This is a genomic window from Kitasatospora sp. NPDC001660 (assembly GCF_053596725.1).
On sequence record NZ_JBSFGU010000037.1, the window covers coordinates 46,187 to 71,271 of the forward strand.

19 protein-coding genes are annotated in these 25,085 nt (G+C 73.3%); 2 read left to right on the forward strand and 17 right to left on the reverse strand.

The genetic code is table 11. The features are described from left to right. Positions 1–121 precede the first annotated feature (121 nt). The 7 genes from ftsH to nsdA all read right to left on the reverse strand — a co-directional run bounded on the left by ftsH (position 122) and on the right by nsdA (position 10,498). A complete protein-coding gene (ftsH, locus tag ACWCXH_RS29925) occupies positions 122–2,056 on the reverse strand; it encodes an ATP-dependent zinc metalloprotease FtsH (RefSeq protein ID WP_449804603.1) in 1,935 nt (644 codons plus the stop codon). 140 nt (positions 2,057–2,196) lie between these two features. Beyond that, complete coding sequence (locus tag ACWCXH_RS29930) at positions 2,197–2,721, reverse strand: GNAT family N-acetyltransferase (RefSeq protein WP_449804604.1); 525 nt, start codon at positions 2,719–2,721, stop codon at positions 2,197–2,199. Between the two features lie 125 nt (positions 2,722–2,846). Beyond that, positions 2,847–4,412, reverse strand: coding sequence for a signal recognition particle protein (gene ffh / locus ACWCXH_RS29935; protein WP_449804628.1), 1,566 nt, complete (start codon positions 4,410–4,412; stop codon positions 2,847–2,849). 100 nt (positions 4,413–4,512) lie between these two features. Continuing rightward, the gene (locus tag ACWCXH_RS29940) at positions 4,513–6,936 is read right to left on the reverse strand and encodes a [protein-PII] uridylyltransferase (protein ID WP_449804605.1); all 2,424 of its coding nucleotides are present in this window, start codon (positions 6,934–6,936) and stop codon (positions 4,513–4,515) included. A 121-nt stretch (positions 6,937–7,057) separates the two neighbouring features. Beyond that, positions 7,058–7,396 carry a P-II family nitrogen regulator gene (locus ACWCXH_RS29945; protein ID WP_449804606.1) on the reverse strand — a complete coding sequence of 113 codons (339 nt, stop codon included), beginning with the start codon at positions 7,394–7,396 and terminating at the stop codon, positions 7,058–7,060. Further along, positions 7,393–8,757, reverse strand: coding sequence for an ammonium transporter (locus ACWCXH_RS29950; RefSeq protein ID WP_449804607.1), 1,365 nt, complete (start codon positions 8,755–8,757; stop codon positions 7,393–7,395). Before ACWCXH_RS29950 ends, ACWCXH_RS29945 begins: the two co-directional genes overlap by 4 nt. 289 nt (positions 8,758–9,046) lie before the next feature. Continuing rightward, positions 9,047–10,498, reverse strand: coding sequence for a transcriptional repressor NsdA (gene nsdA / locus ACWCXH_RS29955; protein WP_449804608.1), 1,452 nt, complete (start codon positions 10,496–10,498; stop codon positions 9,047–9,049). A 601-nt stretch (positions 10,499–11,099) separates the two neighbouring features. Between nsdA and ACWCXH_RS29960 the strand changes: the two genes are divergently transcribed. After that, on the forward strand, positions 11,100–11,774 hold the full coding sequence (locus ACWCXH_RS29960) for a bifunctional DNA primase/polymerase (RefSeq protein WP_449804609.1): 675 nt from the start codon (positions 11,100–11,102) through the stop codon (positions 11,772–11,774). Between the two features lie 57 nt (positions 11,775–11,831). On the opposite strand, the gene ftsY is transcribed toward ACWCXH_RS29960, so the two are convergent. The 5 genes from ftsY to ACWCXH_RS29985 form a co-directional block, all read right to left on the reverse strand. Then, the gene (ftsY, locus tag ACWCXH_RS29965) at positions 11,832–13,070 is read right to left on the reverse strand and encodes a signal recognition particle-docking protein FtsY (RefSeq protein ID WP_449804610.1); all 1,239 of its coding nucleotides are present in this window, start codon (positions 13,068–13,070) and stop codon (positions 11,832–11,834) included. Between the two features lie 244 nt (positions 13,071–13,314). Continuing rightward, positions 13,315–16,959, reverse strand: a complete 3,645-nt coding sequence (gene smc / locus ACWCXH_RS29970) for a chromosome segregation protein SMC (RefSeq protein ID WP_449804611.1) — start codon at positions 16,957–16,959, stop codon at positions 13,315–13,317. Between the two features lie 186 nt (positions 16,960–17,145). Next, positions 17,146–17,349, reverse strand: a complete 204-nt coding sequence (locus ACWCXH_RS29975; RefSeq protein ID WP_045702518.1) for a hypothetical protein — start codon at positions 17,347–17,349, stop codon at positions 17,146–17,148. Positions 17,350–17,749: 400 nt separating this feature from the next. Further along, positions 17,750–18,049, reverse strand: a complete 300-nt coding sequence (locus ACWCXH_RS29980) for an acylphosphatase (RefSeq protein ID WP_449804612.1) — start codon at positions 18,047–18,049, stop codon at positions 17,750–17,752. Positions 18,050–18,406: 357 nt separating this feature from the next. Then, positions 18,407–19,750: a hypothetical protein gene (locus tag ACWCXH_RS29985; RefSeq protein WP_449804613.1), complete on the reverse strand. Its 1,344-nt coding sequence runs from the start codon at positions 19,748–19,750 to the stop codon at positions 18,407–18,409. Positions 19,751–20,064: 314 nt separating this feature from the next. On the opposite strand from ACWCXH_RS29985, the gene ACWCXH_RS29990 reads away from it, so the two are divergent. After that, the gene (locus ACWCXH_RS29990) at positions 20,065–20,985 is read left to right on the forward strand and encodes a hypothetical protein (RefSeq protein ID WP_449804614.1); all 921 of its coding nucleotides are present in this window, start codon (positions 20,065–20,067) and stop codon (positions 20,983–20,985) included. A gap of 9 nt (positions 20,986–20,994) precedes the next feature. Here the strand turns inward: ACWCXH_RS29990 and mutM are convergent, their stop codons facing one another. The 5 genes from mutM to ACWCXH_RS30015 all read right to left on the reverse strand — a co-directional run bounded on the left by mutM (position 20,995) and on the right by ACWCXH_RS30015 (position 24,912). Further along, on the reverse strand, positions 20,995–21,873 hold the full coding sequence (mutM, locus tag ACWCXH_RS29995; RefSeq protein WP_449804615.1) for a bifunctional DNA-formamidopyrimidine glycosylase/DNA-(apurinic or apyrimidinic site) lyase: 879 nt from the start codon (positions 21,871–21,873) through the stop codon (positions 20,995–20,997). Between the two features lie 42 nt (positions 21,874–21,915). Continuing rightward, positions 21,916–22,707, reverse strand: coding sequence for a ribonuclease III (rnc, locus tag ACWCXH_RS30000; protein ID WP_449804616.1), 792 nt, complete (start codon positions 22,705–22,707; stop codon positions 21,916–21,918). Between the two features lie 20 nt (positions 22,708–22,727). Further along, positions 22,728–22,901: a 50S ribosomal protein L32 gene (gene rpmF, locus ACWCXH_RS30005; RefSeq protein WP_035866499.1), complete on the reverse strand. Its 174-nt coding sequence runs from the start codon at positions 22,899–22,901 to the stop codon at positions 22,728–22,730. Positions 22,902–22,903: 2 nt separating this feature from the next. Beyond that, positions 22,904–23,572: a YceD family protein gene (locus ACWCXH_RS30010; protein ID WP_449804617.1), complete on the reverse strand. Its 669-nt coding sequence runs from the start codon at positions 23,570–23,572 to the stop codon at positions 22,904–22,906. 161 nt (positions 23,573–23,733) lie between these two features. Beyond that, positions 23,734–24,912, reverse strand: coding sequence for a cell division initiation protein (locus ACWCXH_RS30015; RefSeq protein ID WP_449804618.1), 1,179 nt, complete (start codon positions 24,910–24,912; stop codon positions 23,734–23,736). Positions 24,913–25,085 lie beyond the last annotated feature (173 nt).

Below are 25,085 nucleotides of genomic sequence, written 5' to 3' on the forward strand. Positions count from 1 at the left end.
CGCCACCACGGCGAGCGCCCCCGGCCACCGGTTCACGCTTCCCCGGACGGCTCCACCGGCCCGCCCTGCGCCATTCACCCTGCGCCATCCGCCCTACGAACCGTCCGTCCTCCGAACCGTGCTACGCGCCGTCCTCCGAGCCGTCCTCGGCCGCCTTCCGCGGTACCCCGGCGGCCCGGTAGGCCTCCTCCTCGTCCAGCGTCTCCGCCTCCAGCAGCGCCGCCGCCAGCGCGTCCAGCCGGGCCCGCTGCTCGGTCAGGATCCGCACCGCGTCCTCGTAGCACTCGGCGACGATCCGCCGGGCCTCCTCGTCCACCGCGTCGAGGGTGGTCGGCGCGGCGGAGAGCCCGTACGCGCCCTGCGGGTCCGCGGGCACGGCGGTGAGCCGCCCGACCCGCTCGCTCATGCCCCAGCGGCCGGCCATCCCCCGGGCGATGTTGGTGACCTGCTCCAGGTCGCTCTCCGCGCCGGTGGTGATGACCCCGTACACCACCTGCTCGGCCGCCATCCCGCCGAGCGCGCCGATGATCCGACCGCGCAGGTACGGCTCGGTGTACGAGTAGCGGTCGTTCTCGGGCGTCGAGAGCGTGACACCGAGCGCCCGGCCGCGCGGCACGATGGTGATCTTGCGGACCGGGTCGGCGCCGGGCTGGAGCATCCCCAGCAGCGCGTGCCCGCTCTCGTGGTACGCCGTGCGCTCGCGCTCGGCCTGCGGCATCACCAGCGGCCGGACGGCGCCGAGCTGGACCTTCTCCAGGGCGTCCGACAGGTCCCGCTCGTTGACGGCGTCCTGCTTGCGCTTGACGGCCAGCAGGGCGGCCTCGTTGACCACGTTGGCGAGCTCGGCGCCGGTCATCCCGGGGGTGACCTTGGCCAGCTGCGCGAGGTCGGCGTCGCCGGACAGCGGGACCGTCCGGGTGTGGATGGCGAGGATCGCGGCGCGCCCCTCCCGGTCCGGCGGGCTGACGGTGATCCGCCGGTCGAACCGGCCGGGGCGCAGCAGCGCCGGGTCGAGCACGTCCGCCCGGTTGGTCGCCGCGATCACGATGACGCCCTCGGAGCCGGTGAAGCCGTCCATCTCGGTGAGGATCTGGTTGAGCGTCTGCTCGCGCTCGTCGTGCCCGCCCAGGCCGCCCCCGCCGCGCTGGCGGCCGATGGTGTCGATCTCGTCGATGAAGATGATCGCCGGAGCCACCTTGCGCGCCTCGGCGAACAGTTCGCGGACCCGACTGGCGCCGACGCCGACGATCATCTCGATGAACTCGGAGGCGGAGGCGGAGAAGAACGGCACGTTCGCCTCGCCGGCGACGGCCCGGGCCAGCAGCGTCTTGCCGGTGCCGGGCGGGCCGCTCAGCAGCACGCCGCGCGGCATCTTGGCGCCCATCCGGCGGTACTGCTGCGGGTTCCTCAGGAAGTCGACGACCTCGGTGAGTTCGGCCTCGACCTCGTCGATGCCGGCCACGTCGGCGAAGGTGGTGCGCTTGCCGGGCTCGGCGACGACCGGCTTGGGCGGGGCCTTGCGCCCGAGCGGGCCGGCGCCGATGCCGCCGGCCATCCGGCGGGCGAGCAGCACCCAGATGAGGACCAGCAGCACCATCGGGGCCAGCGAGAGCAGCAGGTTGGAGAGGAAGCTGCGCTGCTGGACGACCGGCGAGGTGGCGGTGACCTCGATGCCCTGCTGCTGGAGGGCGGCCCAGAGGTTGTCGTTGGCGAAGGAGGGCCGTTGGGTGGCGAAGTCGGTGTAGTCGCCCTTGGCGCCGTCCGGCTTGGGCCGGGCGGACTTGAGGGTGCCCTCGATCGCGTCGCCCTTGGAGTAGATCTTGGTGATGTTGCCCTTGTTCAGCTGGTTGTTGAACTCGGTGTAGGAGATCGTCGTGGCGCCCTCGTTGCCGAAGAAGGACAGCAGCACGTCGGAGATCAGGAACACCACGAGCGCGGTGAGGATGAGGCCCATCCAGCCGCCGGGCATCCGGCGGCGGGGCGGCGTCGGGGGCGGAGCGCCCTCGGACCGCCAGGGCTGGTCGGGGGTCTGGCGCGGCGGGACGGGTTCGGTCACCTCTCGGACGATACGGACGCGCGCTCGGGCGAGCCAACCGCAACGCCGCGCCGCGACGGCCCCCGACCGGCCGTGTCGACGCCCTGACAGGGGCCCGCCGACCGGCCACGACGCCGCATCGGAAGGCCCCCGGCCGCGCGCTACGCGCCGGAGCCCGGCCACTCCTCGACGGTCATCGCGAACCGCTCGTGGTCGCGCCAGGCGCCCTGCAGGAACAGCATCCGCGGGGTGTAGCCCTCGTGCCGGAAGCCCAGCCGCTTCGCCAGTGCGATCGACCGCTCGTTGTCCGGCTGCACGTTGATCTCCAGCCGGTGCAGGCCGAGTCCGCCCGCCGGCTGCGGGGCGAAGCAGCGGTCCACGACCAGCCGCAGGCCCTCGGTCATCCGCCCCGTGCCGGCGAACGGCAGGTAGGAGTCGTAGCCGAGCGAGCCGTTGCAGAAGCGGCCCATCACGATGTTGGCCACGTTCACCTTGCCGACCAGCCCGCCGGTCTCCCGGTCGACGATCAGGAAGGTCCGCAGGCCCGCCCCCTGGCGCTCCAGCAGCTCCGGGAGCCCGTTCGGCTCGACCGGGTTCCACCGCCCGATGTGATCGGCGGACCGTCGGACCGCCTCGGCGTACGCAACCTCGTCCTCGGCCCGCGGGGCCCTGATCGTCACTCGCACCCCACCATCATCGGACACGCGATCGGCCCGCCGCCCGGATAATCCGGACGACGGGCCGATCAGGACCGGTCAAGGCCGGTCACGCCGGTCAGCACCGTCGGGGCCGACCGGGCACGCGGCAGGGCCTACAGCAGGTCCTTGAACTCCTTGGGGAGCTCGAAGTCGGCCGGGCCCTTGCCCGCGCCGAGGCCGAACGCCCCGCCGTCGGCCGGCGCCTGGACGCCGCCCGGCCCGAGCGCGCGCCGCTCGGCGGCCGCGGCCTCCTCCTGCGCGCGCTTCAGCGGGTTGCCGCTCTTGCGCTTGCCCTTCGCCTGCGGGGCCTTCTTGGCGGACTTCTTCGCGCCGCCGCCCATGCCCGGGATCCCCGGCATGCCGGGGATGCCCTTGCCGGAGGCCATCGCGGACATCATCTTGCGGGCGTCGAAGAACCGCTCGATCAGGTTCTTCACCTCGCCGACCTGGACGCCCGAACCCTTGGCGATGCGGGCCCGGCGGGAGCCGTTGATCATCTCCGGCTCGGCGCGCTCGGCCGGGGTCATCGACTTGATGATCGCCCCGACCCGGTTGACGTCCTTGTCGTCGATGTTGTTGATCTGCTCGCGGATCTGGCCCATGCCGGGCAGCATGCCGAGCAGCTTGGAGATCGAGCCCATCTTCTGGACCTGCTCCAGCTGGGACAGGAAGTCGTCCAGCGTGAAGGCCTTCGGGCCGCCGCGCAGCTTGGCGGCGATCTTCTCGGCCTCGGCCTGGGAGAAGGTCTGCTCGGCCTTCTCGATCAGCGAGAGGACGTCACCCATGCCGAGGATGCGCGAGGCCATCCGGTCCGGGTGGAAGGCGTCGAAGTCGTCGACCTTCTCGCCGTTCGAGGCGAACATGATCTGCCGGCCGGTGACGTGCGCGACCGAGAGGGCGGCACCACCGCGGGCGTCGCCGTCGAGCTTGGAGAGCACGACACCGGTGAAGTCGACGCCGTCGAGGAAGGCCTGCGCGGTGGTGACCGCGTCCTGGCCGATCATCGCGTCGACGACGAACAGGACCTCGTCCGGGTTGACGGCGGCACGGATGTCCGCGGCCTGCTGCATCAGCTCGGCGTCGATGCCGAGGCGGCCGGCGGTGTCGACGACGACGACGTCGTACTGCTTCTGCTTGGCGTACTCGATCGAGTCCCTGGCCACCTGCACCGGGTCGCCGACGCCGTTGCCCGGCTGCGGGCCGTAGAAGGCCACGCCGGCGCGCTCGGCGACCACCTGGAGCTGGTTGACCGCGTTGGGGCGCTGGAGGTCGCAGGCGACCAGCAGCGGGGTGTGCTTCTGCTTCTTCAGCCAGTGGCCGAGCTTGCCCGCGAGGGTGGTCTTACCGGCACCCTGCAGACCGGCGAGCATGATCACCGTGGGGCCGTTCTTGGCGAACCGCACCCGGCGGGTCTCGCCGCCGAGGATCGCGATGAGCTCCTCGTTGACGATCTTGATGATCTGCTGCGCCGGGTTCAGCGCGCCCGAGACCTCGGCGCCGAGCGCCCGGTCCTTGACCTGCTTGATGAAGGCCCGGACGACCGGCAGCGCGACGTCCGCCTCCAGCAGCGCGATGCGGATCTCGCGGGCGGTGGCGTCGATGTCCGCCTCGCTCAGGCGGCCCTTGCCCCGGAGGTTCTTGAACGTCGCTGCGAGGCGATCGGAAAGGGTGTCGAACACGTCGTCGCGGATCCTCTGCGGCATCGGTATCGGTACGGTCGTCGCTCCCAAGGGTATCCGGCCGCCCCGGGTACGGTCTCCACCCCTGCCTCACGCCCGTTCAGCCCAGTGCCGCGCGGACGGCCTCCGCCACCTCCGCGGCCCGCCGGGCGGTGAGCGGGCGGCCCGCTTCGTCGGTGAGGTAGAAGGAGTCGACGGCGTCGGCGCCGAGCGTCGAGACGTGCGCGGTGCGCACCCGGACGCCCGCCTCGTCCAGCGCCCGGCCGATCCGGTGCAGCAGCCCGGGGGCGTCGTGCGCGCGGACCTCCAGAACGGTCGCGGTCGCCGAGGCCACCGCGGGCGCGACCACGACCAGCGGCGGCGGGGTCAGGATGCCCCGGCGGCGCGGGGCGGCGGCGTCCCGCTCGGCGAGCCGGCGGGTGACGTCCAGCGAGCCGTCCAGTGCCCGGCGCAGGTCCGCACGCAGCCGGGCCGCCTCCGGCAGCTCGCCGTACTCGGCGGCCACCCGCCAGGTGAGCAGCAGCACCGGACCCGCGCCGACCGGATCCAGCTCGCGCAGGCCCGCCGAGCGGACGGTCAGCCGGTGCAGCGCGAGCACCCCGGCGACCGTGCCGAGCAGCCCCGGCCGGTCCGGGACGGCCAGGGTCAGCTCGACGCCCATCGGCTCGGTGCCCGGGTCCGCCGCCCCGGCCTGGGCCAGCAGCGCCAGCGCCGGGCCGTCGGTGCGCGCGGCCTCGACGGCGAGCCGCTCCTGCTCGGCCGTGGGCGCCGCCTCGGCCGACGCGGCCGGGCCGCCGGCCAGCTGGGCGGCGGCCCGGGACACCAGGCCCTCCACCAGCGAGGCGCGCCAACTGCTCCACGCCGCCGGGCCGGTGGCCAGCGCGTCCGCCTCGGTGAGCGCGTGCAGCAGTTCCAGGCGTGGCAGGGTGGTGACCGCCTTGGTGATCGCCTCGACGGTGGCCGGGTCGTCCGGGTCCCGCCGGGTGGCGGTGTCGATCAGGGTCAGGTGGTGGCGGACGAGCACCGCGAGGGTCTCGGTGTCCTCGGGGTCGAAGCCCATCCGGGTGGCGACGTCGCGGACGATCACCTCGCCGGCCTCGCTGTGGTCGCCGGGCCAGCCCTTGCCGATGTCGTGCAGCAGCGCGGCGACCAGCAGCAGGTCCGGCCGCGCCACCCGGCGGGTCATCGCGGCGGCCCGCACCGCCGTCTCCACGAGGTGCCGGTCCACCGTCCAGCGGTGCACCGCGTTGCGCTGCGGGCGGCAGCGGACCCGCTCCCAGTCCGGCAGCAGCCGGGTGACCAGGCCCTCGGCCTCCAGTGCCTCCCACACCGGCACGGCCGCCTCGCCCGCGCCGAGCAGGGTGACCAGTCGCTCGCGCGCCTCGTCCGGCCAGGGCACCGGCAGCGGGCGGCACTCGGCGGCGAACCTGCGGACCGTCGCGTACGAGACGGTGAGCCCGTTCTGCGCGGCGGCGGCCGCGGCGCGCAGCGGCAGGACGGGGTCGGCGGCCGGGCGGGCGCCCTGGGCGAGCACCGCCTCGCCGTCCTGCTCGACCACGCCCTCGGCGAGCGGGCGGCGCTCGACCGCGCCGCGGGCCACCGCGCCCGCGCCGCGCCCGGCGCCGCTGAACGGGAACGCGAGCCGGGCCACCCGGCGACCCCGGCCGGCCCGGGCGGCGAGCACCCGGTCCACCGCCCGCCAGGTGACGTCGCTCGCGTAGGCGATGGTCCGGGCGGCCTCGTAGACCTGGCGCAGCAGCGCGTCGGCGTCCAGCACGCCGAGCCGCTCGGCGACCTGGTCCTGGTCCTGGAGGCTGAGCCGCTCGGTGGCCCGGCCGGTGGCCAGGTGCAGCGCGTCGCGGACGTCGGCCAGCCGCAGCGCGGCGGCGTCGAGGCCGTCCCGTGGGGCGTCCGCGAGCCAGGTCGCGGCGACCGCGTTGAGCGCGACGACGTCGCGCAGGCCGCCCCGGGCCTCCTTGAGGTCGGGCTCCAGCAGGAAGGACAGCTCGCCGTGCCGTTCGGCCCGCTCCCGGCCGAGCTCGCGCAGCTCGGGCAGCCGGGCCGGGGCGCTCGCCCGCCAGTCCGCGAGGACGGCGGAGCGCAGGGCGGCGGTGAGGGACTCGTCCCCGGCGATGTGGCGGGCGTCCAGCAGGCCGAGCTGCGCCTTGAGGTCGGCGGCGGCGACGGAGCGGGCCTCGGCGACGGTGCGCACCGAGTGGTCGAGCGAGGCGCCCGAGTCCCACACGGGGTACCAGATCCGCTCGGGCAGCTCCCGGTCGATCCGTCCGGCGTGCAGCAGCAGGACGTCGAGGTCGCTGCGCGGGGACAGTTCGCCGCGCCCGTAGCCGCCGACGGCGACCAGGGCGACCCCGGCGGGGGTGCCGGCGGACGCGAGCAGGCCCGTCAGCCAGTCGTCGGTGAGCTCGGCGAGCGCGGCGCGGCGGGCGCGGCCGGCCGGGCCGGGGGCGGCGAGCAGCGCGGCCCTGGCTGCTCCGTAGTCGGAAGGACTGGTCTCGGTGGTCATGCGGGGTCCCGTCCGTCGGGCGGTTGAGCGGGGTGGCGCCGGCGGGCGGGCCGGACGCCGATACGCCGTCGGCGGGCCTGCGACCCCTGGGGATCGCAGGCCCGCCCGCGGTGTCGTGTGGTCAGAGCGCGTCCGGTCCGCGCTCGCCGGTGCGGACCCTGACGGCCGTGTCGACCGGGATGCTCCAGACCTTGCCGTCGCCGATCTTGCCGGTCCTGGCCGCCTTCACCAGGACGTCGATCAGGTCGTCGGCGTCGTCGTCCTCGACCAGGACCTCGATCCGGACCTTGGGCACGAGGTCCACGGTGTACTCGGCGCCGCGGTAGACCTCGGTGTGTCCGCGCTGGCGGCCGTAGCCGCTGGCCTCGGTGACGGTCAGCCCGTGCACCCCGAAGGCCTGCAGGGCGGCCTTGACCTCGTCCAGGCGGTATGGCTTGATCACGGCGGTGATGAGCTTCATCGGGCGTCGACCTCGCTCTTCTCGGTGGTCTTCACAGCAGCGGACTTCGCGGCAGCGGGCTCGGCGGTCACGGAGCCGGCGACCGGGGCGAGGGCCCGGGCCAGACCGGCGCCCACCGCGCTGAAATCGTAGGCGGACTCGGCGTGTTCGGCCTGGTCGATGCCGGCCACCTCGACCTCCTCGGCGACCCGGAAGCCGATCGTCTTGTCGATCGCCTTGGCCAGCAGCCAGGAGATGACGAAGGAGTACGCCGCGACCACGGCCACGCCCATCGCCTGCTTGCCGAGCTGGTCCAGCCCGCCGCCGTAGAACAGGCCCTTGGCGCTCTGGCCGACCCCGCCGGTGGCGAAGAGGCCGATCAGCAGCGAGCCGATCGCACCGCCGACCGCGTGCACGCCCACCACGTCGAGCGAGTCGTCGAAGCCGAGGCGGTACTTGAGGGAGACGGCGGCGGCGCAGACCGCGCCCGCGATCAGACCGATCGCCACCGCGCCGAGCGGGCTGACCGAGCCGCAGGCCGGGGTGATGGCGACCAGGCCGGCCACCGCGCCGGAGGCGGCGCCCAGGGTGGTGAACGCGCCGTGCTTGAGCTTCTCGAAGACCAGCCAGCCGACCAGCGCGGCGCCGGTCGCCACCTGGGTGTTGACGAAGGCCATCGCGGCGACGCCGTTGGCGGCCAGCGCCGAGCCGGCGTTGAAGCCGAACCAGCCGAACCACAGCAGGCCGGAACCGAGCATCACCAGCGGGAGGCTGTGCGGGCGCATCGGGTCCTTCTTGAAGCCGATCCGCTTGCCGAGCACCAGACAGAGCGCGAGTCCGGCCACACCGGCGTTGATGTGCACGGCCGTGCCGCCCGCGAAGTCGATCACGCCGTTGCGGTCGCCGAGCCAGCCGCCCTTGCCGCCGTCCACCATGAAGACCCAGTGCGCGACCGGGAAGTAGACGATGCTCACCCAGAGCGCGACGAACAGGCCCCAGGCGGCGAACTTGGCGCGGTCCGCGATGGCGCCGCTGATCAGCGCCGGGGTGATGATCGCGAACATCAGCTGGAACGCGGAGAAGGCGGTGACCGGGATCGTGCCGGTCAGCTCGTTCAGGCCGATCCCGCGCATCCCGAGGAAGTCGAGGTTGCCGATCAGACCGGCGCCGGCGTCGGGCCCGAAGCTGAGCGAGTACCCGTAGAGGACCCAGAGCACGCTGACGATGCCGAGCGAGAGAAAGCTCATCGCCAGCATGTTCAGTGTGCTCTTGGCCCTGACCATGCCCCCGTAGAAGAAGGCCAGGCCCGGGGTCATCACCATGACCAGGGCCGCACTGATGAGCACGAAGGCGGTGTCGCCCGCGCTGAAGCCGTCCGGCATCGGCGTCTCCTCTGCGTGAAAGCCGATCCACCACCCGGGTACCTGTCCCGTGCCACCCGGGGTGTCGGCGATGAAGAGGAGAGTGCCGAAGGCTGGTTTCGGCCAGTGCGGCCGGTTGTTTCACAGCCGTGACACGTGCGACGCGCGGGTTACACCTGCGTGAACCACGGCCCCGCCACTGGCCCGGATGGGTTACCGTGCCGCCGCGCGCCACGCCCGGTGCCGCGAACGCCACCGACCGTGGTGGCGGCGGCCGTCACGGTCGGTGAGTCCGACGAGGGCGGCGTGCTCAGACCACCGAGACGTACTCCGGGATGTCCTGGACGACTCTTTCCTTCAGCCTGCTCACCGCGTCCACGCCCTTGAACCGGGCCGCCGCGACCTCCGTGGTCTTGCGCACCCGCGAGTTCAGCCGCTCGGAGCGGACCTTGGTGGCGATGTCCACCGCCTGCTCGGCCATCACCGCGGCCTGCTCGGCCTCCCTCTGCAGCAGGTGCACGCTGGCCATCCCGATCAGGTTGAAGGCGTACGAGCGCACGTGGTCGCCGTCCTGGCGGAAGAGGTCCACCGCGCGCTCCATCACCGGCGCGGACATCGACGCGTACAGCTCGGCGTTGTCGGAGTGGTAGGCGAGGTCGCGGAAGGAGTGCGCGTTCTCGGCGTTCAGCTCGGCGGGCGAGAAGAACTTCAGCCAGTCCGGCTCCTCGTCCCCCTCCCGGATGTCGGTGAAGGTGTCCTCGGCCAGCCGGACGGCCCGGGCGCAGCGGTTCACCTCGCCGATGGTCGCGTACGCGCGCGCCTCCATCGCGTACAGCAGGGCCTGCTGGCGCGGGGTGGCGGTGTCGCGGCTGCCGTACTGGGCGAGGTGGATCAGCTCCAGGGCGTCCTCGCCGCGGTTGAGGTGGATCATCTGGCGGCTCATGTCGGTGAGGATCAGCGCGCCGAACGGGCGGTCGCCGGCCTCCTTGGCGGCGTGCAGTGCGAGCACGTAGTACTTCTGTGCGCTCGGGTGCATGCCGACGTCGTAGGACATCCACCCGGCCAGGTGGGCGAGTTCGGCGGTGAGCCGGAACAGCCGCTTGGTGGTGTGCTCGTGGTACGTCTCCTGGAGCAGGTCGGTGACCTCGTGCAACTGGCCGACGACGGCCTTGCGGCGCAGCCCGCCGCCGTTCTGCGCGTCCCACTGGCGGAACATGACCGTGGTCTGCTCCAGCAGTTCGAGCTCGGGTTCGGAGAGCCGACCGGTGAACGGCTCGCCGCCGTTGGCCGCGGTCAGGATCGGGGTGGGGCCGGTCGGTCCGGGGGCGAGCCAGCGCTGCATGGGCTCGATCAGCGCGGCGCCAGCGGTCAGGGCGAGCGAGGTGCCGAGGAAGCCCCGGCGGTTGAGCATCAGGTCGCTGCGGGAGTAGTCGCTGATCAACTGGACGGTCTGCGGTGCGCTCCACGGCAGGTCGACGCCGCCGCCGACGGTGGAGACCGGGATCGCGGCGCGCAGCCCGAGGTCCTCGATCGAGACGACCGAGCCGAAGCGCTCGGAGAAGAGCTCCGACATGATCTTGGGGATCGGCTCGCGCGGCTGCTCGCCGTCCAGCCAGCGGCGCACCCGGGAGGTGTCGGTGGAGACGTGGTGGGCGCCGATCTGCCGGGCCCGGCGGTTGACCTGGCGGGCCAACTCCCCCTTGGACCAGCCGCTGCGGGCGAACCACGTGGTCAGCTTCTCGTTGGGTTGCTTGTCTGCCATGGGAACGTCCCATCCCGCCCGGCCCCGGAGGGCCCCCGATCGTGACCGCCCGACGGTTGCGGGCTCTTGCCGGACGTGCCGTGCTGTGGTGCCGCCGTACTGCTTGTCGTACCGGTGCGCCACGGTCCGGGACGGAGCACCAGTTCGCTCAACTCCCGTGTCCCGACGGCTCGGAGCTGACTCCCCGGCGACGTCCGTGTCCTGAACGTAATGCCCCGCGGAGGGCCCGTGGGAGCGCCCCTGGCGAAACGCCACCTTTCGCCACCCCCAGGAGTGAACCGAAGCGAGGAGGCACACGCTTCACTAGGTAGTCGCGGCGGTCGGCATATGCGGGCCGCCAAGTCCCCGAGCAGTCTCGGCAGTCCCGACGGTCCACCGCAGCCACCGGCGAATTTGCCGCCCTTCCAGCTCGACGGCCGCCTCGCGGACACGACGATCCGGCATCGGAACAGCCGCCACAAGGCGGCGCCCGAGGCGCACCACCGCAAAGGGCGCGCGCCACGCGCTGCGCGCCGCATCCACACGACGCACCACGCAACGGACAATCAACACAAAGTCACCGTCCCGTAACCATCGGCAACGAGAACCTGTTGGGGGAGGCATGGACAACCTGTTCGGCGAACTTCGACTGGGGAACCTGCGGCTGGCACCGCTGGGCGCCCGCCGCCGCACCAAGGTCACCGCGTCCCAGGCCGCCGCGGAGTACACCGGCCGCTGGGGCTGGGCGATCGCCGTCGTCGGCCGGGCCGTCGGCGCCGCCCCGGCCACGTGCCACTGCGGCTCCGCCCGCTGCGCCGCCCCCGGTCTGCACCCCGTGCCCGGCGGCGAGGCCACCGCGCGCACCGCCGACGCCGAGGGCTCCGTCCTGTTCCCCACCGGCCGCGCGTTCGACGTCCTGGACGTCCCCGAGCAGGCCGGCCTCCAGGCGCTGGTCCGGCTGGAGCGGATGGGCACCCAGGTCGGCCCGGTGCTGGCCGCCCCCACCGGGCGGCTGCAGTTCCTGGTCGCCCCCGGCACCGCCCGGCGCCTGCCCGACCTGCTGTACCGGATGGGCTGGGACGACGCCGCGCTGGACCTGACCTGCCACGGCGAGGGCAGCTACGTCGCCGCCCCGCCCACCCTCCTGCCCGGCCTCGGCCCGGTCCGCTGGCTACGCCGCCCCACCCGCGACAACGCGGGCTGCCCGCCCGAGGCCCGTCTGCTGCTCGGCACCCTCGCCTACGCCTGCCACCGCGGCCGCGAGCGCTCCGCGGAACCGGCCTGGATGGCCTCCTGAGAGCAGCGGAAAGGGCCCGCCCCCAGCGGGAGCGGACCCTTCACCGTACGGGGAGGCTCAGTCCCCGATCAGCGCGTCCACGAACGCGCCCGGCTCGAACGGCGCCAGGTCGTCGGCGCCCTCGCCGAGGCCGATCAGCTTGACCGGGACCCCCAGGTCCCGCTGGACCGCGACGACGATGCCGCCCTTCGCGGTGCCGTCGAGCTTGGTCAGCACGATGCCGGTGATGTCGACCACCTCCGCGAACACCCGGGCCTGGATCAGGCCGTTCTGACCGGTGGTGGCGTCGAGCACCAGCAGGACCTCGTCCACCGGGCCGTGCTTCTCGACGACCCGCTTGACCTTGCCCAGCTCGTCCATCAGGCCGGTCTTGGTGTGCAGGCGGCCGGCGGTGTCCACCAGGACGGTGTCCGCGCCCTCGGCGATGCCCTCCTTGACCGCGTCGAACGCGATCGAGGCCGGGTCGCCGCCCTCGGGACCGCGAACGGTCCGCGCGCCGACCCGCTCGCCCCAGGTCTGCAGCTGGTCCGCGGCGGCGGCACGGAAGGTGTCGGCCGCGCCGAGCACGACCTTGCGGCCGTCGGCGACCAGGACGCGGGCCAGCTTGCCGGTGGTGGTGGTCTTGCCGACGCCGTTGACGCCGACGACCAGGACGACGGCCGGGCCCTCCTCGTGCTTGGTCGAGTGGACCGTGCGGTCGGCGTCCTTGCCGATCAGCTCGACGAGTTCCTCGCGCAGCAGTCCGCGCAGTTCCTCGGGGGTCCGGGTGCCGAGCACCTTCACGCGGGTGCGCAGCCGCTCGACCAGCTCCTGGGTGGGGGCCACGCCGACGTCGGCGGTCAGGAGGGTCTCCTCGATCTCCTCCCAGGTGTCCTCGTCGAGGTGCTCGCGGGAGAGCAGCGAGAGCAGGCCCTTGCCGATCGAGTTCTGCGAGCGGGAGAGCCGGGAGCGCAGCCGGACGAGCCGGCCGGCGGTGGGCTCGGGGACCTCGATGGCCGGAGCCACCTCGGCCTCGGCGACCTCGATGGCCTCGGGAGCTTCGACGACCTCGACGGTCCCGGGGCCTTCGGGGCCCTCGGGGAGCTGCACCTCCTCGACGGTGCGTCGCGGCTCCTCGGTCGGCGGCGCGGCCTCCTCACCGACCTGGGGCTCGCTCGGGGTGGTCGGCGGCGCCGTGATGACCGGCGTCTGCGACTTCGGGGGCAGTTGCCGGCGTCGTCTGCCGGAAACGACGAGGCCCGCGATCGCGCCGATGGCGACCACGGCGATGACTACGGCAAGGATCACGTATTCCATAAGCAATTCTCCTTCGTTGGGTCCCTCGATCGAGTGATCCTTCGGTCACCGACGCACGAGCGTCCCCGCCTCCCCTGCGCTGGCCGATGTGCCGTCCGGCACCGGTCAGGGCCTGGCCGTCACGAGGTCGTTCGACGGCTGAGTGAGAAGCCCCCTCGCACGCGAGGGGGAGGGGTCACAACTCACCCAGTATCCGTGATCTGGGGCGCGTCCGAGGGCATCTGCCCCGGCATCGGCCTGCGCCTCAACCCGTGGGCCCGGAGGCACCCGCCTCTTCTCGCCGCCGAGGTCGCACCGCACGCGGTCCGCGTTCGCGGTGCTCCTCCCGCAGGCGCTGGCTGATCACCTGGGAGATGCCGTCGCCCTTCATCGTCACGCCGTAGAGCGCGTCCGCGGACTCCATCGTCAGCTTCTGGTGGGTGATCACGATCAGCTGGGAGCTATCCCGCAGCTCCTCCATGATCCCGATCAGCCGGCGCAGGTTGGTCTCGTCCAGCGCCGCCTCCACCTCGTCCATGACGTAGAACGGGCTCGGCCGGGCCTTGAAGATCGCCACCAGCAGCGCGACGGCCGTCAGCGAGCGCTCGCCGCCGGAGAGCAGGGAGAGCCGCTTGACCTTCTTGCCCGGCGGGCGGGCCTCCACCTCGACCCCGGTGGTCAGCATGTTGTCGGGGTCGGTCAGCACCAGCCGGCCCTCGCCGCCCGGGAACAGCCGGGCGAAGACGCCCTCGAACTGGGCCGCGGTGTCGTGGTAGGCCGAGGTGAACAGCTGCTCGACCCGCTCGTCGACGTCCCGGACGATGTCCAACAGGTCGCGCCGGCTGCGCTTGAGGTCGTCCAGCTGCTCGCCGAGGAACCGGTGGCGCTCCTCCAGCGCGGCGAACTCCTCCAGCGCCAGCGGGTTCACCTTGCCGAGCTGCTGGTACGCCTTCTCGGCCGCCCGCAGCCGCTTCTCCTGCTCGGCCCGCACGTACGGGTACGGCTTCCCCGGCTCCTGCCCCTCCTCGGGCACTGCGACATCAGCGGCCGGCGCCGCGGAGGGCGGGACGGGCTGGTCCGGCCCGTACGAGGCGAGCAGCTCGCCGCCGTCGATGCCGAACTCCTCCAGCGCCCTGGCCTCCAGCTGCTCGATCCGCAGCCGCTTCTCGGCCCGCAGCACCTCGTCCCGGTGGCCCGCGTCGACCAGCTTGTCCAGCTCCTCCTTGAGGCCCCGGCCGTGCTCGCGGTGCTCCCGGAGCTCGGTCTCGCGCTCGACGCGCTCCCGCTCGACGGCCGCCCGCCCGGCGTCCGCACGGGCGAGCGACACCTCCAGGCAGGCCAGCAGCTGCCGGGCACCCGCCGCGACGGCGTTCGCCACCCCGGCGTCGTGCTGCGCGCGCCGACGGCGCTCGGCGGCGCGGGCGCGCGCCTCGCGCTCGGCGCGGGCGGCCCGGTCCAGCTGGTCGGCCCGGCCGGCCAGCGCGCGGACCCGCTCCTCGTGGGTGCGCACGGCGAGCCGCGCCTCCAGTTCGGCCTGCCGGGCGGCCGAGGCGGCCTCGGCCAGTCGCTGCTGCTCGGCCGGGTCCGGCTCGTCCTCCCCCGCGTCCGCCGACTGCTCGGCCGCGGCCAGGCGTTCGGCCAGTTCCTCGGCGGTGGCCAGCAACTGGGCCAGGCCCTCCTCCGCGCGCGCGGCGGCGGCCGCCAGCCGTTCGGCCTCCCCGGCGGCGGCGCGGGCCTGCCCGCCGAGGCGGCCGAGTGCGCCCGCCACCTGGGCCCGTTCCTTCTCCGCCTGCCGCCGCTGGGCGGACAGCCGCTCCACCTCGGCCACCACCTCGCCGCGCCGTTCGGTGAGTTCGGCCAGGCGTCCGGCCGACTCCACGCAGCGGAGGGCGAGTTCGTCGATCGCCCGGGCCGTCTCGTCCACCGCGGCCCGGGTCTCCAGCAGGCTCGGCGCGCCGCCGGAACCGCCCTGGGCGAAGCCGGCGCCGAGCCGGTCGCCGTCGGCGGTGACGGCGCTCAGCGCGGGGTGCTCGCCGATCAGGTGCAGGGCGTCGTCGAGGGTGTCGACGACGGCCACCCCGGCCAGCAGCGTCCGCGCGGCGGCGATCAACTCGGGCGGGCCGTCGACCAGTTCGGTTGCCCAGCGGGCGCCGGCGGGCAACTCCGGCTCGGCGGGGGCGGGTTCGGGCACACCGGAGATCAGCAGCGCGGCCCGCCCGGCGTCGTCGGCGCGCAGCAGGCGCAGCGCCGCGACGGCGGCGGCCGGCGAGTCGACGGCCACCGCGTCGGCCGCGGCCCCGAGCGCGGCGGCGACGGCGATCTCGTGACCGGGGACGATCCGCAGCAGCGCGGCGGCCGGGCCGAGCAGTCCGCCCAGCCGCTCCCCCGCCGCGAGCAGCGCGCCGCTGCCGTCCTTGCGGCGCAGCCCGAGCGCGAGCGCCTCGTGGCGCGCGGTGAGCCCGGCGCGCTCGCGCTCCGCGGCGCCGGCGGCCTCCCGGGCGGCGGCGAGGTCGCGCTCGACGGCGGCGAGCCGCTCCCGGGCGTCGTCGTGGGCGTCGTCGGCCCGCTCGTCGTCCCCGGCGAGGCCGTCGACCTGCTCCTGCAGCTGTTCGAACTCGCCCTGCGCGGCCTCGGCGCGCAGCAGCGCCTCGTCCCTGGCCTCGGTGAGCCGGCCGATCTCGGCCTGCGCCGACGCGGCCTTGGAGCGCGCGGCCACCGCCTGTCCGTGGAGCCGGGCGAGCCCTTCGCGGCGGTCGGCGATGGCCCGGGCGGCGTCCCGCAGCCGGCGTTCCTCGGCGGCCAGGTCGCGTTCCAGCTCGCCCTTGCGTTCGACCGCCTCGGCCAGCGCGTACTGGGCTTCCTCCAGCGCCTCGGCGAGCGCGGCCTCCTCCTCGCGGACGCGCTCGGCCTCGCGTTCGAGCTCCTCGGGGTCCCGTCCGCGCCGTTCCTCGCCCTGTCCCCCGGCGACGGCGTGCCGGGCCCGCGCCTCGGCCAGCCCGATCGTGCCGCGGGTGCGCTCGGCGAGCGCGGAGAGCCGGTACCAGGTCTGCCGGGCGGTCTCCAGGCTCGGGCCGAGCTGCTCGACCTGCGCCTCCAGGACGCGTTCGCGCTGGACGGCGCGGGCCAGCTCCTGCTCGACGGTGGTGCGGCGCAGGCGCAGCGCCAGTTCGTCGGCGATCTCGGCCTCGACGGCCTTGCGGAGGGTGAGCAGGTCGTCGGCGAGCAACCGCAGCCGGGCGTCGCGCAGGTCGGCCTGGATGCCGGCGGCGCGGCGGGCGATCCTGGCCTGCCGGCCGAGCGGACCGAGCTGGCGGCGCAGTTCGGCCACCAGGTCCTGGACGCGGCTGAGGTTGGCCTGCATCGCGTCCAGCTTCCGCAGCGCCTTCTCCTTGCGCTTGCGGTGCTTGAGCACGCCGGCGGCCTCCTCGATGAAGGCCCGGCGGCCCATCGGGTCGGCGTGCAGGACGGAGTCCAGCCGGCCCTGCCCGACGATGACGTGCATCTCGCGGCCGATGCCGGAGTCGGAGAGCAGCTCCTGGATGTCGAGCAGCCGGCAGGTCTGGCCGTTGAGCGCGTACTCGCTGCCGCCGTTGCGGAACATCGTCCGGGTGATGGTCACCTCGGCGTACTCGATGGGCAGCGCGCCGTCGGTGTTGTCGATGGTGAGGCTGACCTCGGCACGCCCGAGCGGGGCGCGCCCGCTGGTCCCGGCGAAGATGACGTCCTCCATCTTGCCGCCGCGCAGCGACTTGGCGCCCTGCTCACCCATGACCCAGGAGAGCGCGTCGACGACGTTGGACTTGCCGGAGCCGTTGGGGCCGACCACGCAGGTGATGCCGGGCTCGAAGCGCAGCGTGGTGCTGGAGGCGAAGGACTTGAACCCGCGCAGCGTCAGACTCTTCAGGTGCACGCGGCCGGTCTCCTCATCGCTCGCCGGGGGTCACGGGCCCCGACGGCGACTGTATCCGGCACGCGGGCGGCCGAAGCCGCCCGGACACGACGAAGGGACGCCACAACCGGGCGTCCCTTGCATGCTGCGTCCCTTTCGGGGCGGCTCAGTGCACAGCGGCGTCGATCTGCGAGGACCGGGCGGGACTCAGGTGAGAGCCGGCTCCCGCTGATCCAGATCGATGCTGTTGAGCAGCGAGTGCTCGTCAGCGACAGCGGTGAGAGCGTCGTTCTCAGCCTGCATCCGAAGGAGCTCGGCTTCAAGGTCCTGGACGCGCTGCTGAAGCCGTCGCATCTCGGAGAGCATTCGCGGGTCGGGGCCGCCGACGTACCCGAGAAGCGCCTTTGCCATGATGAATGGTCCTCCACGCTGAGTGACCGAACCGGAACGGTACAGGTCTAGGGGGAAGGGGGACGCACGCGCGGCGCGCCACCGGAAGTGCCGGTTTGGCACTACGGCACAACCATCGTGAGCTGGGCTCACGAGGGCATGTGCCGACCGGGAAAACGCGGTCGTGTGCGCGGGCTTCCAGCGTCTCACCAAAGACGGAAAGGGTCAACACGATCACCGCACGCTACCGCGCCCCTGTCACCTGCCTGGCGGTGTCGTCACGCCGGGGGTCTCGGGCCGGGTCCACCACGTGCTCGTGGATCATCGTTCGATGCGGAGTCAACCACGAGTCTGCCCGGATGGCAACCGTATGACACCGACGGTTGAGGATCTTTTCCGGCGGGCCCGGGCGGGGCTGGGTTCAGCGGATCTCGAAGCCCTCGTAGCCGGTGCCGACGGCGGTCCAGATCTCGGTCACGCCGCTCACGCCGCCGGGCGTGTCGGGGCCGCGGAGCAGGGCGAGCAGCAGTTCGCAGTCGGCGGCGAGGCCCTCGGCCACCACCTGGACCCGGCCGTCGCCGAGGTTGCTCGCGTAGCCGGTCAGGCCGATCTCCAGCGCCCGCGCCCTGGTCCACCAGCGGAAGCCGACCTCCTGGACCTTTCCCCGGACCCAGGCGGTCACCCGGACCGGTTCCTCGCTGTGGGCGTCTCGACCGTGCATGCCCCGACCCTAACCGGCCGCGAGGCCCGCTCACAGCTGCGCGGGGCCCTCCACCGTCCACCCCGGGCTGTGGACCTGCGGGTGCAGCTCGCCGCGCCGGGCCTCGCGGCCGCAGGTGCGGCAGACCCAGGCCGGGTCGAAGGCGTGCGGCTCGTGCCCCTCGGACTCGTGGTCCCTCCATCGAGCAGGGCCGGCCGGGCAGGGCGGTGGGGGCCGACGGGAGCGGGCCGGGGGTGTCAGGGGTCACAGCGCCGGCACGCCACACAGGGTTGCGTTCTCACACCCGGACCGAACGGCACTGCGGCCCCGCCGGAGGATCCGGCGGGGCCGCAGTGGGGCGTGCGTCAGGTCAGCGGGTCACCAGTCGCCGCCGCCACCGCCGAAGTCGCCGCCACCGCTCCAGTCACCGCCGCTGAAGTCCGCGGCGTTGAAGTCCGCCCCGGTGAAGTCGCCGCCGTCGTACTGGTCCTGGTAGCCGTGGTGGCCGGACTCCATCATCGGCGCCGCGGCGTAGGCCGGGCTGCTGAACGTCGAGCCGAGCACGGTGCCGACCAGCAGGCCGGGCAGCAGGCCGCCGCCGAAGCTGCTGTAGTAGCCGCCCGCGTACGGGGCGTAGGCCGGGCCGGCGTTCCAGTACGGCTGCGGGCCGTACTCGGTGTCGACCGTGCGGACGGCCGGGTCGAGGCCGGCCGCGACGCGGTCCGCGTCGGCCTGGCAGACCGGGACGCTGCGGGCCGAGCCGCCGGCCGGGGCCCACTCGACGTCCTTGACGGACGGACCGTGGCGCGGGTCCATGAAGCACGGGGGACGGCGCTCGGGCAGCGGGCGCTTGTCGCGCCGGGCGGCCAGGGTGGCCAGCGCGAACCGGCCGTCCTCGATCGTCTCGGTGACGACCTTGACGTCCTCGGGCTTCTTCGCCTCGTCCATCAGGCGCTTGGCCTTCTCGTACGAGTCCAGCGCGTGGCTGTAGTCGGTGCGCTGGACGTCGTCGGCGTCGGCGGCACGCGGGTTGAAGTCGAGGCGCTCCAGCTCGACGCCGTAGGCGGTGATGTCCTCGTCGACCACGCGGCGCAGCTGCTCCAGCTCGGCGCGGGCCTGCTCCTCCTTGCGCTTCTTGGCGCGGCGGAACAGGAAGAAGACGCCGGCGCCGGCCAGGGCGAGCAGCATGACCGGGATGACCACCCAGGCGATCGAGGTGCTGTGGTTCACGCCGGTGCCCTTGGTCTGCGGGGCGGCCTGGTCGACGAAGTCGTTCAGGGTGGCGTTGATGTCGCCCTTGTCGGCGCGGGCGACGGCACCGGAGATCCGCTCCGCGGCGCCGACGCCCATCGCGCCACGGTCGGCGTGGGCCAGGAACCCGCCGGTCCCGCGCCAGACACCGTAGACGCCGTCGATGCCCACCAGGGTGCGCAGATCGGTGAGGATGGTGTCCTTGTTGGCGCTGTCGGGAACGACCGCAATGAAGATCGGCTTGTCGGCCTTCTCGATCTTTTGGGTCAGGGCGTCCGCCTGCGCCTGGCTGAAGCGGTCCAGCATCGTCGGGGCGACGTAGACCTGGCCCTTCTTCAGGGTGGCCGCGGCGTCGCTCAGGCCGCCGGCGGCGGAGGCCGCCGGAGCGAGCAGGAGCAGAAGCCCGAGCAGCGTCGCCGCGACCACGGCGAGCGGCCCGGTGCCCCGGGAACGTCGAGCAAGGGTTCTCATAACCCCCGACGCTACCGCGACTGGCGGCGAAGCACGCCATACCCTTCGCATACTGGTCATGGTGAGACTCCCCGCCGTCCGCCGGGGCCGTCCCCATCCTCGGGGATGATGTTTCCCCCGGTCGTCCCTGAACCGGGTGATCGGCGGGAACCGCGACAGGCGTCCGGGCGTACGTTCCGGCGGGCCCGGAGCGGTCGAGGGGGGTGCCCTGACCGTATCGTGCGGACGGGCCCGGTGGTCCCGGACCGCCGGACCCATTGCCTGTTCTTGACCCAACGCCCCTCGTGGCTTCCACCCCTTGATCGGAGTGCTCGGTGATCATCGGCCTCGTCACCGCCGTGACGGCATCCGCCTGCTACGGCACCGGCTCGGTCCTGCAGGCCGTCGGATCCCGCCGGTCCGCCCGCGAGGAGGCCGCCAAGGGCGCCACCACCGCCATCACCGAGCACGGCGGGCCGAGCCTCTCCTCGACCGCGAAGGCCGCCGTCACCTGGGAGTTCATCCTCGGCTCCGCGCTCGACCTGATCGGCTTCCTGCTGGGCGCACTCGCCGCCCGGCTGCTGCCGCTGTTCCTCTCCCAGACCATCATCAGCGCCAACCTGGTGATCACCGCGGTGCTGAGCATCAAGCTGCTCGGCATCCGGCTCAAGCAGTTGGAGTGGGCGTCGATCGGCGTGCTCTGCTCGGCGCTGGTGCTGCTGGCCGTCGCGGCCGGCCCGGAGGGCGGACACCACGCGGACATGTCCTTCCACTGGTGGCTGCTGATCGTCACCACCGTCCTGCTGGCCGGCGGCAGCCTGCTGGTGCGGCGGATGGGCGCGAAGGGCGCGATCGTCGCCGGCCTGCTCTCCGGCCTCGGCTTCGGCGGCCTGGGCATCGGCGTGCGCATCCTCGACGGCCTCGACCCGTTCCAGCTCGGCACGCTGCTCTCCGACCCGGCGCTGTACGCGGTCCTGATCGGCGGGCTGGGCGGCATGTACGTGCACACGGTCGCGCTGCAGATCGGCTCGGTGAACGGCGCGACGGCCGCCCTGGTGGTCGGCGAGACGGTGCTGCCCGGCGTGGTCGGCGTCCTGTGGCTCGGCGACTCGTCCAAGGCCGGCCTGGCCTGGCTCGGCGTGGTCGGCTTCCTGCTCGCGGTGGTCTCCGCCGTCGGCGTCGCCTACTTCGGCCAGGGCGACCACGGCGCCCTCGGCGAGGCGGCCCAGCAGAAGGCCGAACTCGCCCACAAGTAGCGGGAGTTCTCAGCCCCCGCTGCGGGCCCGCGGCACGCGCTGGCAGCGGGGGCAGAAGTAGCTGGAGCGGTTCATCCAGGCCGACCGGCGGATCGGGGTGCCGCAGCGGCGGCAGGGCTCGTGCTCGCGGCCGTACGCGTCGAGGTCCCGCGAGAAGTAGCCGCTCTCGCCGTTCACGTTGACGTACAGGCTGTCGAAACTCGTGCCGCCGACGGCCAGTGCGGCGGTCATCACGTCCCGGGCGCTGGCCAGCAGAACGGCGGCCTGCGGGCGCGTGAGCGTCGCGGTCGGCCGGTCGTAGTGCAGCCTGGAGCGCCAGAGCGCCTCGTCGGCGTAGATGTTGCCGACCCCGCTGACCAGCGTCTGGTCGAGCAGCGCGCGCTTGACGGTGGTGCGCCTGGAACGCAGCGCGGCCACGAAGGCGTCGTCGTCGAAGCGCGGGTCGAGCGGGTCGCGGGCGATGTGCGCGATGGAGACCGGCGTCCCCTCCGGGTCGCCCTCCTCGGCCTCCTCGACCGCGAGGCCGCCGAAGGTCCGCTGGTCGACGAAGCGCAGTTCGCGCCCGCCGTCGGTGAAGCGCAGCCGCACCCGCAGGTGCGTCTCGTCGGGCACCGACGGGTCCTGGACGAGGAGTTGGCCGCTCATCCCGAGGTGGCCGATCAGCGAGAAACCCGCACCCGTGCCCGCCAGCGGCAGCCACAGGTACTTGCCGCGGCGCTGCGCGGTGCCGAGCGTCGCCCCGGTCAGCCGGGCGGCGAAGTCGGCCGCGCCGGCGGGCTGGCGGCGCACCGCGCGCGGGTGCAGCACCTGGACGTCGGCGACGGTCCGTCCGGCGACCCAGTTCGCCAGACCGCGGCGGACGACCTCGACCTCGGGGAGTTCGGGCACGGGAGAACGCCTCCTGCGGCTAGGGATCGGCAGGAGGAAAGGCTACTGCGCTCCGGCGGGCAGCCGGTCGGCGTACTTCTCCTTGATCGCGCGCCAGGCACTCTCGGCGGCCTTCTGCTCGGCCTCCTTCTTCGAGCGGCCGACGCCGCTGCCGAAGTCCTCGCCGGCCACCCGGGCCGCCGCGGTGAAGGTCTTCTCGTGGTCCGGACCGGACTCCATGACCACGTACTCGGGCACGCCGATGCCCACCGAGGCGGTGAGCTCCTGCAGGCTGGTCTTCCAGTCCAGGCCCGCGCCCAGCTGAGAGGACTCCTCGATCAGCGGGTCGAACAGGCGGTGGACGAACTCGGTGGCCGCGTCCAGACCCTTGTCCAGGTAGACGGCGCCGATGACGGCCTCGACGGTGTCCGCGAGGATCGACGACTTGTCCCGGCCGCCGGTGCCCTCCTCGCCCTTGCCGAGGCGGATGAACGCGCCCAGGTCCAGACCCCGGCCGACGTCCGCGAGCGCGCGGGAGTTGACCACCGCGGCGCGCAGCTTGGCGAGGGTGCCCTCGGGGACGTCCGGGTGGACGCGGTAGAGGGTGTCCGTCACCACGAGGCCCAGCACCGAGTCGCCCAGGAACTCCAGGCGCTCGTTGGTGGGCAGCCCACCGTTCTCGTACGCGTACGAGCGGTGGGTCAGGGCACGTACCAGAAGGGCGCGCTCAAGCGTGTACCCGAGGCGCCCTTCCAGGACGTCGTATTCGGTCGAAGCCGGCCCACCGGCCTTGCCACCGCCCGAAGAACCCTTCGGGGCGGAGGACGCCTTGCGGGTGGAGTTACCGTCCGACATCGATCCGTGCACCCCGCCGATCAGACCGAGAGGACCTGGCGACGGTTGTACGTGCCACAGCTCGGGCACGCGATGTGCGCCAGCTTCGGCTCGTGGCAGCGGTCGCACGCCACGAGGGCCGGGACGACGGCCTTCCAGTTGGAACGGCGGTGGCGCGTGTTGCTGCGCGACATCTTCCGCTTCGGAACAGCCACGGCTACTTCTCCTGGTTCTCGGCGGCACCCTCACGGGTGTCGCTGTTCTTGTTTCCCAACCGCCCGTTAGCGGCTTCGCCGCGGGCCTCGTCGCCGGGGGCGGCGGAGAGTCCCTGCAGAGCCGCCCACCGGGGGTCGACGGCGTCGTGGTGGTGCGCCGGGTCGTCGCTCAGGCGCGCTCCGCACTCGGAGCACAGGCCCAGGCAGTCGTCCTGGCACACCGGCTGCAGCGGCAGTGCGAGCACCACCGCGTCACGCAGCACCGGCTGGAGGTCGAAGAAATCGCCCTCCAGGCGGTAAGTCTCTTCCTCCGAGTCCTCGTCGAGGTCCTCGGCCCCGGCGGTCCGGGCGCGGTGACGCTCGTCGGACTCCGGGTAGTAGTACAGCTCCTGGAAGTCCACGTCGATGTCGAACTCGACGGGCTCCAGGCACCGGACGCACTCGCCCTCGACGCGGGCCTCGGCGGTGCCGGTGACCAGCACGCCCTCGACCACGGACTCCAGGCGGAGCTCCAGCTGGATCTCGCTCTTCTCCGGGACGCCGATCACGTCGGTGATCCCGAAGCCCTCGGGGGCCTCCAGGGTGCGGGAGACCTTGCGCAGCGAACCCGGACGACGGCCCAGCTCGTGCGTGTCGAACACGAGGGGGTCGCGGTGGTCGAGGCGGTTCAAGGTGTCCTGACTTCCATGGAGATCGATCGGTGAGGCCCCATGCGCGTCGGCGCCCCGAGGGCAAGCCGACAGTCCGACATGGAGAGGCCGGAGTGGTCAGACTACCGGAGACTCCCGCCAGGCCCAACTTCGGTCCCGGAGGACCGCCCCGGGGCCGGTGGTCAGCGCCCGCCGAGCTCCCGGAGCCTGGTCATGTCGATCATGCTGGTGTCGAAGAAGCTCGTCTCGTCCAGACCGTGCTGCTGCTGCGGCGCGGCCGGCGGGGCGGCGGGCTGCTGCGGGTAGTTGTAGGCGTCGTACTGCTGCGCGCCGTAGCCCTGTTGCTGCTGCGGATAGCCGTAGTCCCCGTGCTGCTGGGCCGCGTAGTCCCCGTGCTGCTGCGGGTACGCACCCGTGGCGTCCTGCTGCTGGTGGCCCCACTGGGCTCCGTACGGGTCGCCCTGGGCGGCCGGGTCGAAGCCGCCGCCGTACACCTCGGCGTACTGCCCGCCCTGCTGCTGGGCCGCCGCGTACTGGTCGGTGCCGGGGTTCTGCCAGTCGGCCGCGGCCGGGGTCTGCTCCGGCCAGCTCTGCTGCTGCGGCACGTCCTCGCGGTACCAGGCGAGGTCCTCGCCGTCGCCATCGGCGGCGAAGCCCGCCGCGACCGCCTCGGCCCGCTCCTTGGCCTGCTGCGCCTCGTCGGCGGCGGCCAGGTAGGCGCCCAGCTCGTCGATCGGCCGCTTGCCGAGGAGCTTGTCACGGCCCTTGCCGACGGCCTCCAGGGTGGCGCTGAGCACGTTCTCCAGGGTGGCGAGCTTCACATCGACGTACTCGTCGACCTCGGGGCTCGGGCTGACCCGCTGCGGCCGGAACTCCTCGCCGTCCGGCTCGCCGTCGTGCTCGGCCTCGAAGACGCTGGAGTCACCGCGCAGCTTGGTCCGGCCGCGGCCGACGGCGCCGAGCGTCTTGGTCAGCACCACCTCGAAGTTGGCGAGCTTGCTGTCCACGTAGTCGTCGGCCTCGGCCCGCTTGGTGTCCACCTCGGCGCGCGCCCCGGCGAGGATCCGGTCGGCCTCGGCCTGGGCCCGGCGGACCACCTCGGTGTCCGAGATCAGGGAGCCGCGCTCGGCGTGCGCCCCCTGGATGATCCGGTCGGCCTCGGCCTGGGCGCCGGCCACCACCTGCTCGTGGTCGGCCATCACCGACTGCGCCTGGGCCAGTTCGGCGGGCAGGGCCGCCTTCAGGTCGTTGAGCAGGCCGATCAGCTCGGCCCGGTTCACCACGCAGGAGGCCGACATCGGCATCGAGCGGGCGTTCTCGATCGCCGCGACGATCTCGTCGACCTTGTTCTGCACGTCCACGGGGCTTCGTCTTTCCGTGTGCCGCCGACGGTCCGGCGGAGGCAGGCCCGGCGCGGTGCAGCTCACCGCAGGGCAGGAATACAGACTGTACGGCCCCCGCGCGACGAGCTCACAACGCCCGAGCCGAACCGACCTCCGCCACTCAGGACAATCCGTGACGAACCGGCAAAAAG